This is a genomic window from Escherichia sp. S10b (assembly GCF_028421345.1).
Taxonomy (GTDB): Bacteria; Pseudomonadota; Gammaproteobacteria; order Enterobacterales; family Enterobacteriaceae; genus ECMA0423.
This window is the reverse complement of record NZ_JAHZSO010000166.1, coordinates 1-13,744: the sequence shown is the minus strand read 5'-3', so window position 1 is coordinate 13,744 and position 13,744 is coordinate 1. Positions and strand designations below refer to the sequence as shown.

General features: G+C 50.4%; 12 protein-coding genes and 1 pseudogene. 4 read left to right on the top strand and 9 right to left on the bottom strand.

Going from position 1 to position 13,744, the window contains the following annotated elements:
- The first annotated feature begins 7 nt into the window (after positions 1 to 7).
- Both FTE26_RS15160 and spt read left to right on the top strand, forming a co-directional pair.
- Entirely contained in the window at positions 8 to 256 is a 249-nt protein-coding gene (locus FTE26_RS15160; RefSeq protein ID WP_000248097.1) for an acyl carrier protein, read from the top strand.
- Positions 256 to 1,428: a serine palmitoyltransferase gene (gene spt, locus FTE26_RS15155; RefSeq protein WP_000524966.1), complete on the top strand. Its 1,173-nt coding sequence runs from the start codon at positions 256 to 258 to the stop codon at positions 1,426 to 1,428. Before FTE26_RS15160 ends, spt begins: the two co-directional genes overlap by 1 nt.
- A 34-nt stretch (positions 1,429 to 1,462) precedes the next feature.
- Here spt and lptG read toward each other — a convergent pair whose 3' ends face one another.
- Genes lptG through FTE26_RS15120 form a run of 7 tightly spaced genes read right to left on the bottom strand, consistent with a single transcriptional unit; the run spans position 1,463 to position 7,934 of the window.
- On the bottom strand, positions 1,463 to 2,542 hold the full coding sequence (gene lptG / locus FTE26_RS15150; RefSeq protein ID WP_001297763.1) for an LPS export ABC transporter permease LptG: 1,080 nt from the start codon (positions 2,540 to 2,542) through the stop codon (positions 1,463 to 1,465).
- Positions 2,539 to 3,609, bottom strand: coding sequence for an LPS export ABC transporter permease LptF (lptF, locus tag FTE26_RS15145; protein WP_000779620.1), 1,071 nt, complete (start codon positions 3,607 to 3,609; stop codon positions 2,539 to 2,541). The genes lptG and lptF overlap by 4 nt, the downstream gene beginning before the upstream one ends.
- A gap of 30 nt (positions 3,610 to 3,639) precedes the next feature.
- Positions 3,640 to 4,200: a YtfJ family protein gene (locus FTE26_RS15140; protein ID WP_001297306.1), complete on the bottom strand. Its 561-nt coding sequence runs from the start codon at positions 4,198 to 4,200 to the stop codon at positions 3,640 to 3,642.
- 11 nt (positions 4,201 to 4,211) lie between these two features.
- The gene (locus tag FTE26_RS15135) at positions 4,212 to 5,036 is read right to left on the bottom strand and encodes a hypothetical protein (protein ID WP_000984975.1); all 825 of its coding nucleotides are present in this window, start codon (positions 5,034 to 5,036) and stop codon (positions 4,212 to 4,214) included.
- On the bottom strand, positions 5,036 to 6,385 hold the full coding sequence (locus tag FTE26_RS15130) for a lipopolysaccharide biosynthesis protein (RefSeq protein ID WP_000896879.1): 1,350 nt from the start codon (positions 6,383 to 6,385) through the stop codon (positions 5,036 to 5,038). The genes FTE26_RS15135 and FTE26_RS15130 overlap by 1 nt, the downstream gene beginning before the upstream one ends.
- A 45-nt stretch (positions 6,386 to 6,430) precedes the next feature.
- A complete protein-coding gene (locus FTE26_RS15125) occupies positions 6,431 to 7,189 on the bottom strand; it encodes an ATP-binding protein (protein WP_000339531.1) in 759 nt (252 codons plus the stop codon).
- Between the two features lie 31 nt (positions 7,190 to 7,220).
- A complete protein-coding gene (locus tag FTE26_RS15120; protein ID WP_001076237.1) occupies positions 7,221 to 7,934 on the bottom strand; it encodes a dTMP kinase in 714 nt (237 codons plus the stop codon).
- Positions 7,935 to 8,107: 173 nt separating this feature from the next.
- On the opposite strand from FTE26_RS15120, the pseudogene FTE26_RS15115 reads away from it, so the two are divergent.
- Positions 8,108 to 8,800, top strand: a pseudogene (locus tag FTE26_RS15115) (dTMP kinase).
- Between the two features lie 48 nt (positions 8,801 to 8,848).
- On the opposite strand, the gene pitB reads toward FTE26_RS15115, so the two are convergent.
- Both pitB and gss read right to left on the bottom strand, forming a co-directional pair.
- A complete protein-coding gene (pitB, locus tag FTE26_RS15110; RefSeq protein WP_000933296.1) occupies positions 8,849 to 10,348 on the bottom strand; it encodes an inorganic phosphate transporter PitB in 1,500 nt (499 codons plus the stop codon).
- A gap of 291 nt (positions 10,349 to 10,639) precedes the next feature.
- The gene (gene gss, locus FTE26_RS15105) at positions 10,640 to 12,499 is read right to left on the bottom strand and encodes a bifunctional glutathionylspermidine amidase/synthase (protein ID WP_001297309.1); all 1,860 of its coding nucleotides are present in this window, start codon (positions 12,497 to 12,499) and stop codon (positions 10,640 to 10,642) included.
- A gap of 204 nt (positions 12,500 to 12,703) precedes the next feature.
- On the opposite strand from gss, the gene yghU reads away from it, so the two are divergent.
- The gene (yghU, locus tag FTE26_RS15100) at positions 12,704 to 13,570 is read left to right on the top strand and encodes a glutathione-dependent disulfide-bond oxidoreductase (protein ID WP_001295515.1); all 867 of its coding nucleotides are present in this window, start codon (positions 12,704 to 12,706) and stop codon (positions 13,568 to 13,570) included.
- The last annotated feature ends 174 nt before the right edge of the window (positions 13,571 to 13,744 follow it).

Below are 13,744 nucleotides of genomic sequence, written 5' to 3'. Positions count from 1 at the left end.
CGTTTCTATGGTAAATCGTGAAATAGTAATGGATTACATCCTTTCCTGTTTACAGGATTTGGTCGAAAACGGTGTGGAAATTAAGCCCGACAGCGATCTCGTCAACGATCTTGGCCTGGAGTCGATCAAAGTGATGGATCTCTTAATGATGCTGGAAGACAGATTCGATATTTCCATTCCTATTAATATTCTGCTGGATGTCAAAACCCCTGCGCAATTAATGGAAACTCTACTTCCATGGCTGGAGAATAAATAATGGGGCTATACGATAAATATGCGCGCCTTGCTGGCGAGCGTCTGCAATTTAGTGACAACGGGTTAACACCGTTTGGCACCTGTATTGATGAAGTGTATTCCGCCACCGAAGGCCGGATCGGCAATAAAAAAGTGATTCTGGCCGGGACCAATAATTATCTCGGTTTAACCTTTAATCATGATGCCATCAGCGAAGGTCAGGCAGCGTTAGCGGCCCAAGGCACCGGCACCACCGGTTCTCGTATGGCAAACGGCAGTTATGCGCCGCACCTGGCGTTAGAGAAAGAAATTGCCGAGTTTTTCAAGCGCCCTACCGCTATCGTTTTTTCAACCGGTTATACCGCTAATTTAGGCGTCATCAGCGCACTTGCCGACCATAACGCCGTGGTGTTACTGGATGCCGACAGCCACGCCAGTATTTATGACGCCTGTTCTCTCGGTGGCGCGGAAATTATTCGTTTCCGCCATAACGATGCTAAAGATCTGGAACGGCGCATGGTTCGCCTCGGTGAACGGGCGAAAGAGGCGATTATCATCGTTGAGGGCATCTACAGCATGCTCGGTGACGTTGCGCCGCTGGCGGAAATTGTTGATATCAAACGTCGTCTCGGTGGTTATTTGATTGTCGATGAAGCGCATTCGTTTGGCGTGTTAGGCGCAACGGGGCGCGGACTGGCTGAAGCTGTCGGCGTTGAAGATGATGTGGATATTATCGTTGGTACTTTCAGTAAAAGTCTGGCCTCGATTGGCGGTTTTGCTGTCGGTTCGGAAGCGATGGAAGTGCTGCGCTACGGCAGCCGCCCGTATATTTTTACCGCCTCTCCTTCTCCGTCCTGCATTGCGACCGTGCGCTCGTCGTTAAGAACTATTGCCACACAACCAGAGCTGCGGCAAAAGCTGATGGATAACGCCAACCATCTGTATGACGGTCTGCAAAAACTGGGTTATGAGTTAAGTTCACATATTAGCCCGGTAGTGCCGGTAATAATCGGTTCGAAAGAGGAAGGTTTACGCATCTGGCGCGAGCTTATTTCGCTGGGCGTTTATGTGAATCTTATCCTGCCACCTGCCGCGCCTGCAGGCATCACGCTGCTGCGCTGTAGCGTAAACGCTGCCCACAGTCGTGAGCAAATCGATGCCATCATTCAGGCATTTGCTACTCTGAAGCAGTAATGTGAGCCCGCCGTGGTGTTGCGCCACGGCGGGTTTAATGTTGCCTATCAAATAGATACACCAGAATCAACGCCGCCAGCACAAATGCCATAGGTAAACCGAGTGCAGCAACGGGCGCACTCAGCGCAAATAATAATCCCAGATTGACCATTATTTGGTAGCTTATCCAGGTAAGTAAGCCAACGATGACGCCTACAGCAAGACGGCTGCCCATCCCCGGCGAGCGCGGGGCGCTAAAGGTAAAAGGCACTGCCAGCAAAATCATCGCCAGGGTTAAAATGGGATGCCCCAGCTTTTCCCACAATGCCAGGCGATACTCACTGCTCGGTTGTCCGGTTTCCTGCAAGTAATTGATGTAATGGTTGAGCTGACGAACGGAAAAGCTATTGCCCGGCATCGACAGTTCTTCAAGATTCATACTGGTGAATGTCGATTGCCAGGCAAGATTATCTAATATTTCCAGCGTTTCTTTGCCATTCAGCCATTTTTTATGATTCACACCATGCAGAATCCACGTTTTGTCGTCTTTAATGGTGGCACTGCGTGCATAAATGTAGGATTCGAGCGAAAGATCGTCACGATAATGAAAAATCTCCACGCCCACAGGCTGGCCCTGTTCATTCAGCGATTTCACCGTCACAAATTCATTGCCGCGCCTGGCCCACAGCATATTGCCGGTAATGTCATCGTCCTCCCCCAACGCGGTGGCGGTCGATTTGATTTGCAGCGCCTGTTGCTGCAATGGCGACGCCACCCACTCATCTATCGCGCCTAACGAAACAGTCCACAATATCCCTGCAACCAGCGCCACCAGTGCAATACGGAAGATAGAAAACCCCATGCTGCGAATGGCGGTAAGCTCACTGTTTTTCGATAACTGCCCCAGGCCAACAATCCCACCCAATAAGGCGATAAACGGCGAAAGTTCGACCAGTGTGCGCGGTAAGGTCATTAGCACCACCAGCACCGCCTGAGTCCAGCGATAACCGCCCGGACTGACATCATCCAGTTCGTTAATCAGGTTGAAGGTGGTAAAAAGCGGCAGCAATAGCCCTGCGGCGGCGGCAAAACCGAGAAAGAGATGACGGATTAAATAGCGACTGAAAACATTCATCGGGAAAATTTCTGCAGCAAAGAGAAGTCGCGTGCGACCAGCATCAGCAGGCCCATTAGCATGAGTCCGGGCACTAACCACAAACCAGGAATGAGAGGAATCGCGCCGTTAGCCACCAGCGTACGGCAGACGTCGCCGCCATAAAAAATGGCAATAAACAGCAACGTCAGTGGCAATAACGTTGAAAATCGCCCTTGCCGCGGTTTTACCCGACTTAATGAAATGGCCAGCAGCGCCATCAACAATGCGGTCAGGCCACGGCTTTGTCGCCATTGCAGTTCGGCATGATCGGCAGGAAAGGCGGAGCGCGCCAGCTCCGTGACCGATTTTGCTTTGCGTTTGACGTTAGGGCTTTGATCCAGCGGATTCAGATGTAATTGCAGATTACGGTAGATCTGTTCGTTGTCGTCACGCCCCTGATGATCGAGAAGATAGGCAGTGCCGTTGTGCAACATAACGGTCGGTTTCTCGGGTGATGGGTCAACCACATCAACCGAACGGGCGCGGAAAATACGGGTTCGATTGGCAGTAGAAGTATAAATCAGCGCGTCAGTCAGGCGATTATTATCCTGATCAACCGTCTGCGAAAGGATCATTCGTCCGTTATCGTTAGTGTTAAATTTCTTTGCCCGCAACTGGCGAACATCCAGCTCCGACTGCGACTGCTGCTCCAGTTGATAAATCTGCGCATAAGCCCACGGACGACCATACATCGACAGAAGGGTGACAAAAATACTTAGCGGTATCGCCAGATAAAGAACGGCTTTGTACAAGCGTCCCGGACTGCCCCCCGCCGCAGAGATAGCGGTAATTTCCGAGTCGGTATACATCTGCCCTAGCGTCACGCCAACTGACACATACAGACCAACAAGTAACAACATCTCCAGTGCAATCAGCACTTTGTAGAAAACGATATCCAGCACAACATCAAGAGCTAATGTCCCATTTGCCGCTTCGGTCAGATAACGCTGTGCGGAGTAGCTGGCGAAAATAAAGATCAGAAAACCGACGATAATCAGCACCAGACGGCGCGTACCACGCATGATGTAGTGTTCAACCAGCTTCATCTAACTAACGCCCTCAATCCTTTGAGTTTTTTATTCATTGATCAGTTTCTGCGCCAACGCAATGACATGATCTACCTCTTCCGGCGTCAGGCTGCCGTCCTTTGCCCACTGAATTTGCCCGGCTTTATTCAGCACCAGAATGGTTGAACTCTGCTCCGGCAAGCGCCAGGCAACGCGTCCCTGTCCATTGCCGTCAATAATGAATTGCGCCCACGGATAGCGGCGTTTATTTTTTTCGATTTTGCCAACGACAAAATAGCCAGTACCAAAGATGGCATCATCGGTGTTCACAATGGTGGTGGGCTGAAAACGATCCTGCGGAAAGTTTGCCGCTTCAACCGCTTTAATTAACAGTGAGTTCTTTTTCTTCGCCGACTTACGCCCGGCGATATACTGAATAATGCGGACTTTTCCCGCTAATTGTGTGCTTTTCCACTTTTGGTAGTGAATTTCGTCGTCGCTATTCAGAAGCAGCTCGCCGCCTTCCTGGATATAAACAGGGGTAACCGTTTTGCCAGTGACGAAATTGTGTGCCTGCACACCCGGGGCTAAGAGCATGATAATCAACGCAATAATCAAACGAGATGACATCATTGCTCCGGCTATAGCGGAAAACGCGAAATCAGCAGCTCTAAGCGCTGACGAATATCGCTATCCAGCGCCAACGGTGCATCATACGACTGGCGGTTTTCCATATCATCCGCCACCATGTCGTCGTGTTTATCTCCCATCAGGCCATTAATGGCGGCGAGGAAACGGGAAATCTGTAACGCCTCTTTATTTTCAGGATCAAGCGATCTTAAGGTGTCGTAATAAGAAACCTGTTGGCTGATGATTTTTCGCACATCATGAAATTCCCTGCCGGTTAGTCGCGGTTTGGCAATAATCTCTTTCAGGGTATGCATTTGCTTTTGCCGATAGGCAATAAAACCGCTTACGCTTTCTAACTGGCTATGGCGTAATGAATAGTTCACCAACGACCAGACCGGAGAGCTTAAATAAATCCGTAACAGGTTGCCGTAATACGACACAATATTTTTCTTACCGTTACGAAAGCCGTCCTGAAAACGCCCCAGAAAAACGGTCGTTTTGCCGAATAAAAATCCGGCCTGATGCTTCTTTAAATACAGCCGTTGCGCAAAACGCAGGTGCTTGTAGCGCGCTCGCATGTATTTAAATTGTTTGCGCTCATCAGCAGTCAGCTCATCGCCTTTGGCTTGTTTGCGAACTAAACGCAGTAATTCCTGACGATCAACGCCATTGAGCCAGAATTGCAGGCATAACGCGTAATTATCATGAATGATTTCGGTGGTACAACTTAGTGCAATAGTCGGCGGCAAACTAACCTGTGCATCAACGACATCATCTTCTTCAATCGCAACAAATAGACGCTCGCTCGCCTCAAGCGGGAAATATTTTCTCATCATCAGGATTTCTCTCCGGCTGCGTTATAAAGCAAGGAATGGCGCTGAAAAAATGCCTTTAAGGTTGGAATTAACGAGAGCGCCACGTCCAGACATTGCCCACCGAAGCAAGCAAACGCTGCTCCCAGCACACCAAACAGATGACAGAACATGAACAGCAATACGATGTAGCCGATTGAGGCGATGGTTTGCGCCACGAGAAAAGCGCGCTGTTTTCCCGCCATCAATAGCAATGACTCCTGAGGGAAGCCCAGCATCGAAATCACAATTGCGCCCAGCATCACCTGAATCAGGTCATACGCTTCGAGATACTTAACGCCAAACACCAGCGAAATGAGCGGCTTGCCGACGATAAACACCGCGAGCGCCACCAGAATACCGATTCCGCCCGCCAGTAAACCGGACTTCACACCTAACAACCACGGTCTGGTGGTGCGCGGATCTAAACGCATCACCTCTGGGTAAAAACTTTTACCCAGCAAACCCGCTGGCGTTCCGGCGGCGTCGAAGAATGTCATGGCGATTTTAAATAACCCGGCGGCAGCGGGTCCTAACACGATCCCCACCAGCACTGTGCTGCACGAGTTACGCGCCGACCAGATGGAGTGGGCAATGTTGGTTGACCAGACAAAACTCCACGCGCCTTTGATGTGTCGGGCAGACTCAAACAGATTCAATTTGAAGGCATTATGGATATTTCTGCGGCGTAATTCGCGCGCTGCAAACCACCAGTACATGGTGCCGCCAACCAGATTCGACACGTACCAGGCAATAACAAAACCCGCAAAACCAAAGTCAAAATACCAGGCTACGACGCTCCCCGCTGCGCGCAGAAAAGGTTTCGTCGCCTGCTGTACAGCAATTAAATCGAAGCGATCTACCGCACGCAGAATGCCGGTCGGCGTGGAGGAAGCCATTGAAGGAATGAGCGTGCAATACAGCGCCGCCAGCCAAAAGCTTTGGTCATCCAGACCTAATGAATGGGAAAGGAATGGCAGTAAGGCAATGCCGCCGACAATCGCCACCGCGCCGCTGACGATATCCAGCGAGAAGGAAAATGAGACGACATTGCGAAATTGCTGCGGATTATTGTTGGTCAAGGCTGGCGTTCCGTACTGAACCACCAGCTGCCATGTCTGAAACTTAATAAAATCGCTGATCGACTTGGCGTACGATTGCACAATCACCAGTACGCCAAACATGGCGGGCGTCATCCCTTTACCGGCACACGAGAGCGCCAACAGCCCCAGCAAGGCGCTCACGACATTACTGGAGCCTAACCAGGCGCTATTGCGAATAATGGTGCGAAACGCGCCATCTGCAAACCAATGTTTGATGTTAAAACCCGCCAATTCAGCCTGACCTTATCGTTGATAGTAAAAAGTATCCCGCCAGCCTTAAGTTAAACTTCGGCGGTCAGAAACGATGGCAACCAGAGAAACCGCCTTCTGTGCCTGTTCCAGCACTTCGCTGTAGGGCGCTCTGGAATCAATCTCAAGAATTTTTGTGCCGTTATAGCCAATCTTCGACATGACACCGATTTTGTCCTGCAGCTCGGCATAGTCATGGTCAGGCTTGCGGGAGATGGCAGTCTCAATATCAATGCCCAGGCGAATAATTAATTCCGGGCGATATTGCGCCATTTGTTGGTATAAACGCCGTTCGCGCTGCGCCAGAAACATGCTGATTTTCCCGGTCGCACGTTCGACGCCAATCCCCGGTCCATCATAATAAAAGCCCGAAATTTCAGCCTGCGGGAAGCGATCGCTGACCACCAGAACGCCACTTTGCGCCAGTCGCTGAACCTTGCGTAGATTCGCCATTCTTCGCAGCGAGAAGCAGTACATAATCACCGCCGCCCATAGCGCCGGAGATTTGGTTTTCATGCTTTGGGTTTTCGAGGATTTGGCCGCCAGTCGCCGTTCCAGCCAGACGCCAACCAACGGCAATCGTTTGATTTTGTCGCCGTCTTCGCCGGAGAGCAGCCCCAGATAGCGCCGCTCGGTTTGCCAGTGTTGTTGCAGCGATTTCACCAGGTCGGTGGTCAGTGTGGATTTACCGGTGCCATCACACCCGACCACCGCAATCAGCCCCGGAATGTAGTTGGGCTGCGGCGCGGTTGTACTATTAACAGTTTGAGTTTGTAGTGCATCCATTCGTTAAATCATCCCCTATCCATTTTGGTGATCAGGAAAGCGCGGCGTGAATTGCGCGTAGTGACGCTTGCAGAATTTCATCGGCGGGGTGTCGCCCATCCAGTTCAAGGATCTTTGCGCCATTGAATGTCAGTTGCGGCGTAACGGCGATTTTTTCCTGTAACGCTGCCAGTTGGTGGTCAGGTTTACGCGCAAACGCGGTTTGTTCATCAATGCCAAGACGAATCAACAATACGGGCAAATAAGATGCCATCCATTGGTACAGCTTCAGCTCGCGCTGCCTTAACATTTTTATCCAACCGTTACCGCCCGTGGTTTTTGCCAATTGCGGGCCATCAAAGCGAAAACCCGGCACTTCAACCTGCGGGTAGCGGTCGGTGATGAGCAGAAAGCCTTGCTGGCTTTTACACAACATTTTGCGAAACTTGTACGCCCGCCAGCAGGAAAGCAGATAGATAACCAGCGCAGTAATATTGCCAGGCGGTGTTGAGGGTTTTTCGTGCACATGTGCCGCTTTACTTCGCAGATAACGCCCACAAGGTGCGCCAATAACAGGGAGCTGTGAAATCCATTCGCCAATTCGCCCGGACGATTGCCCGAGATAAATGTGTTCTGTTGGCATTCTTGCTGCCAGTTCATTTACCAGGCTTGCCGTGAGGGTCGATTTACCTGAACCATCACATCCTACAATGGCAATAACACGCACTGGCGTGGAATTAATTATTGACATATTACGTTGATTCACGAAAAACCCGGCAGTAAATAATGTATTGAATATTACGTGGTCCGTGCTCAGAATATCCGTTCAACCTTATTGTGACAATGGTTAATTGTGACATTGACCTGAATTACGCTTTCATAAAAACATATTAACCAAATAAATATTTTTAATGGATATTTAAATTAAAGGATATATTCATGCAGTCAATAACACCTCCATTAATTGCCGTTATTGGTAGCGATGGTTCAGGCAAGTCAACGATGTGTGAACATCTTATTACCGTTGTCGAAAAATATGGTGCTGCCGAAAGAGTTCATTTAGGAAAACAGGCCGGAAATGTCGGTCGTGCAGTGACAAAATTACCGTTGATGGGAAAATCCTTACATAAAACAATTGAACGAAATCAGGTGAAAACAGCAAAAAAATTGCCTTGACCAGTTCCGGCGCTGGTAATTACAGCGTTTGTCGCCCGTCGCTTACTGCGCTTTCGTCATATGCTTGCCTGTCGTCGTCGCGGGTTAATTGTTCTAACCGACCGTTATCCTCAGGACCAAATTCCTGGCGCTTACGATGGTACGGTGTTCCCACCTAACATTGAAGGTGGTCGTTTTGTCTCATGGCTGGCAAGCCAGGAACGTAAAGCGTTTCACTGGATGGCGAGCCATAAGCCTGATCTGGTCATCAAACTCAATGTTGACCTTGAAGTTGCCTGTGCACGTAAACCCGACCATAAACGGGAATCGCTGGCGAGGAAGATTGCCATAACGCCACAGTTAACCTTTGGTGGTGCACAACTGGTTGATATCGATGCCAATCGGCCACTGGAACAGGTGTTGGTTGATGCAGAAAAAGCGATTACGGATTTTATGACCGCGCGTGGTTATCACTAGTCAAAAATGGAAATGCCCGATCGCCAGGACCGGGCATTTTCAGGAAGGTTAAATCAACTGCAATGCTATCCAGTACAGCCCACCAGAAAGAAAAATTGCCGCCGGTAAAGTAAACACCCACGCCATCAGGATGCTGGTTACCGTTTTACGCTGTAACCCACCGCCGTCCACCACCATCGTCCCTGCTACCGCAGACGAGAGGACGTGTGTTGTGGAGACAGGCATCCCAATATAACTGGCAAGGCCGATAGACACTGCCGCCGTCATTTGTGCCGCCATGCCTTGCGCATACGTCATGCCGCGCTTACCAATCTTCTCACCGATGGTCATCGCTACACGACGCCAGCCAATCATGGTGCCAATGCCGAGCGCCAGTGCTACCGCCATGATGATCCACACCGGAGCGTACTCAATGGTGCTTAACATATCGCTGCGCAGTTTTTTCAGCAGGTTCTGGTCTTCTTTACTGACGCCTGGCAGTTTCGCCAGCTTCGCGGAGGTATCAGAGATGCACAGCATAATGCGGCGCAGCTGGCTGCGCTGACTCACGCTTAACGGCTCGTAACTTTCCATATTGCCTGGCAGCATCGTTTTAACGCGCGCAATCGCATCAAAGGTATTTGCCGGATGACAGTGAAACTCTGTTACTTGCGTGCCATCAGTCGATGCTGCAGGCAATGGAGGTTCCATCGCAATCAACTTCTGCGGCAGTTCAGGATGCTGTTGCAGGTAGTGTTCGAAGTTGGTGACGGCATCGCGGGTACGGGTAATTTCATAGCCGGACGCGTTCATATTGACGACGAAGCCAGCAGGGGCAATCCCCACCAGTACCAGCATCACCAGGCCGATCCCTTTTTGTCCGTCGTTCGCGCCGTGCGAAAACGCCACGCCCGCAGCGGAAACAATCAGCGCAATACGCGTCCAGAATGGCGGTTTACGTTTGCCTTTTTTCTTTTTGCGATCTTCCGGAATGCGGTGAATACGGTCACGCTTTTTCGTCCCGCTCCAGTAGCGTCGCAGCAGGAATATCAGGCCTCCCGCAATGACCAGGCCGACGATAGGGGAAACAATCAGCGAGGAGAAAATTTTGGTCACTTCACGCAGGTTTAACGCATCCATCACCGATGAGCCGGTTAACAGCGCGTTGGTTAAACCGATGCCGATAATCGCACCAATCAAGGTGTGCGAACTGGAGGCCGGTAAACCGAAGAACCACGTTCCCAGGTTCCAGATAATCGCCGCCAGCAGCATGGAAAAGACCATCGCCAGGCCGTGGGTTGACCCCATATTCAGCAACAAATCGGTTGGCAACATATGGACAATGGCATAGGCAACGCTAAGTCCGCCCAATAACACGCCAAAAAAGTTAAAAAATGCCGCCATCACCACAGCAAGTTGTGGTTGCATGGCACGAGTATAAATAACGGTTGCCACCGCATTCGCCGTGTCATGAAAACCATTGATTGCTTCGTAGAACAACACAAATGCCAGAGCAAGCAATAACAAAAGCCCTGTGTATATATCAAGGCCAACAAATAAATTTAGCATATATTAGATTACGCCATTTTGAATTTACGAACGGACGCATTATCAGTGACTTTAACGGCATGGGCAAAGTGAAATATCATTTTTTAACGATAAAAAGAGTGTTATTTCTTGTGTATCAGACAATAAGCATTCATTCAAAACCTTTAGAAATAATCAAAACACAGGTATTCCACTGGTTAATATATTCACATATGAAATGAATAAATATTGGAATATATAAATATTGAATATTTTGATTAATCCCCGTACTGATTATTCTTCATAATCAGTACGGGGTTGCTACAACATGTATTACTTTTTCACCACAATTAACGGTTCAATATCACTCTCTTTTTTGATGACCAGTGATTCATCACCGCGCAAACACGTCCCACCGTAGTTGCCGCCAACGGTGAAGGTACATACCTGAATGTATTTACCGTCCACTTTCGGCAAACACCACAGTTGCTGATAGATGTTTTTCTGCTCGGCAAATTTACCGCTGGTTTTGTCCAGCACCTCTTCATGATGGCTGACGAGGTCGATATTGCTGCCACAGCGACCGGCGATCGGTTTCACTGCGTAACCTGTTTTCACCAGTTCATCATTAACAGTGAAATCGGTATCCAGCAGGTAACGATGGTGCGGGAACAGCGACCAGAGGATCGGCAGAATCGCTTTGTTGCCGGGGATCACCGTCCACAGCGGCTCAAAGACCAGCACTTCCGGGCGCAGCAATACGTCGATAAGACGCACTTCGTTTTGCGGATGACCGGTACGGATTGGCACCGCAGCAAACTCACGGTCGCTAACTTCACGAATCTGATCAAACGCGGTTTCCCACGCCCAGGTTTTCCACACGCAGTTAACCAGCCGTCCTTCCCCATCAATCAGTTGCCCGGCAGCATCCCAGCCCAGTTCATCCAGCCCGCGCAAGATACGCGTTTCAAAGCCCGCCTGGTGCAGCGCCTGCTCCATAAACTGCGCGTGATAGTTTTCCTCGATATCTTTGTCCTGCATGATATGGACAAACGGACGTGCACGACTGTGTTTCCAGGCACCAGCCAGTTCGTTAATCAGCCCTTCCGCCGGATTGAAGCCGTTGCCTTTATAGCCCTGCTCCGCCCAACGTTCGAGGATCAAGCCCGCTTCGGTATGACATGAGGCAGAGTCGGCGTTGTACTCGTAAACCTTCAGACCACGCTCATCCATGCAGAAATCCATACGACCGGTGATCATATGGTGACGGCGACGCTGCCAGGAGAGACGCAAACGTGGCCAGAGGATTTTCGGGATGTCGAACAGCGCCAGCAGGTTGTCATCTTTCAGCACCTTGTCGGTTGCGTGAAGATACATCAGGTGCAGCTCGTTGGTGGCTTTAATTAGCTCCTGCTCGGCACTCTCGGTAATGGTGTAGTAATGATACGGATCCTGATTGATCACCTGACCGTTGGCCTGCACATAGGCGTTTTGCAGCGGATCTTTTTCATCCAGCCATTTACCGTCAAACTGGCCTTTGTTTTCCAGGCGCGCTCCGCTGATTTTCAGCAGCTCGCCTGCAATTTCCGGCTGCGGTAAGCTGTATTCAGTATCTTCCGTCTGGATCATCCAGCCCAGAATGGTGGTGTCATCAAAAGTGTCTTTCAGGGTATAGCAGCCGTTTTCGACCACCATCTCCAGCTCACGCGTCCACTGTTGCCCTTGCGGCAACGGGGAATGAATCACGTTCTGTTCCGCAATACGGACTTTGTTGCCATGCAATTGGGTAATGATGGCGACATGGCCAGTGTCTTTAAATTCACCGCCTTTATCCCAGATAAGAAGCGCACCCGCGACCGGCGCACGCGGCGAGCCGTTAGGAAATGCCTGCAATGGCAGGATGTTGTCATTAACCACTTCTCGCAGGAAGCGCAGCGAGAAAATCTCCCACGCCATACCCACGTCAGTAAAGACCACACCGTAATTCAGAAAGAGAAAACGGCGAGCAAATTCAACGCATTGCCACTTGTGGCCCATATATTCGTCGTCGATATAGCTACGGAATACGGCGTCATCTTCGTATTCCTGCGGATCGAGAGAACTGTAATCTGAAGAGTAGATTGCTACCCCACCTGGGGCGTAGCCCAATAATGTCCCGAACGGGGCATCCTGGCTGGTCGTTCCTTTGCTCATCACTTTACCTTTAACAATACAACCTAAGCAGTTGGCGTAATTGTTGTGCTCTGATTACCTGCTCAGCGACATTAACCGGACAGAGGTCAGACTAATCATACACCTCATCGCAGCGGCTGGCGCAAAGGGTTAAAAAATTCACATTCTGTACAGCAAGTGACCTGCTACACTGCTTCAACACTACCACTCAGAAGGCAACTCACTATGACAGACAATACTTATCAGCCCGCGAAAGTCTGGACGTGGGATAAATCCGCTGGCGGCGCGTTCGCCAATATCAATCGCCCGGTTTCTGGTCCGACGCATGAAAAAACGCTGCCCGTTGGCAAACACCCATTGCAACTTTATTCGCTGGGAACGCCGAACGGTCAGAAAGTAACGATTATGCTTGAGGAGCTGCTGGCGCTGGGCGTTACTGGTGCAGAGTACGACGCCTGGCTGATTCGTATTGGCGATGGCGATCAATTCTCCAGCGGCTTTGTCGAAGTGAACCCAAACTCGAAGATCCCGGCGCTGCGCGATCATACGCATAATCCGCCGATCCGCGTGTTTGAATCTGGTTCGATCCTGCTTTATCTGGCGGAGAAATTTGGCTACTTCCTGCCGCAGGATTTGGCAAAGCGTACTGAAACGATGAACTGGCTGTTCTGGTTACAGGGCGCGGCACCGTTCCTCGGCGGTGGTTTTGGTCACTTTTACCATTACGCACCGGTAAAGATTGAGTACGCCATCAACCGCTTTACCATGGAAGCCAAACGTCTGCTCGACGTGCTGGATAAGCAACTGGCGCAGCATAAGTTTGTTGCGGGCGATGAGTACACCATTGCGGATATGGCGATTTGGCCGTGGTTTGGCAACGTGGTGTTAGGCGGCGTGTATGATGCCGCAGAGTTTCTTGATGCGGGCAGTTATAAGCATGTACAACGCTGGGCGAAAGAAGTAGGCGAACGTCCGGCGGTGAAACGTGGGCGTATTGTTAACCGCACCAACGGACCGCTGAATGAGCAGTTGCATGAGCGCCATGACGCCAGTGATTTCGAGACGAATACGGAAGATAAGCGTCAGGGGTAAGGGTTGGTGTTCGTCGCAGCAAGCCATCCAGGCCGGATAAGGCGTTCACGCCGCATCCGGCAATCGTGCACAATGCCTGATGCGACGCTGCCGCGTCTTATCAGGCCTTGTATTATCCCTCCAGTGCAGAGAAAATCGGCCAGTTTTCTCTGCCTGCAGTCCGCATGCCGTATC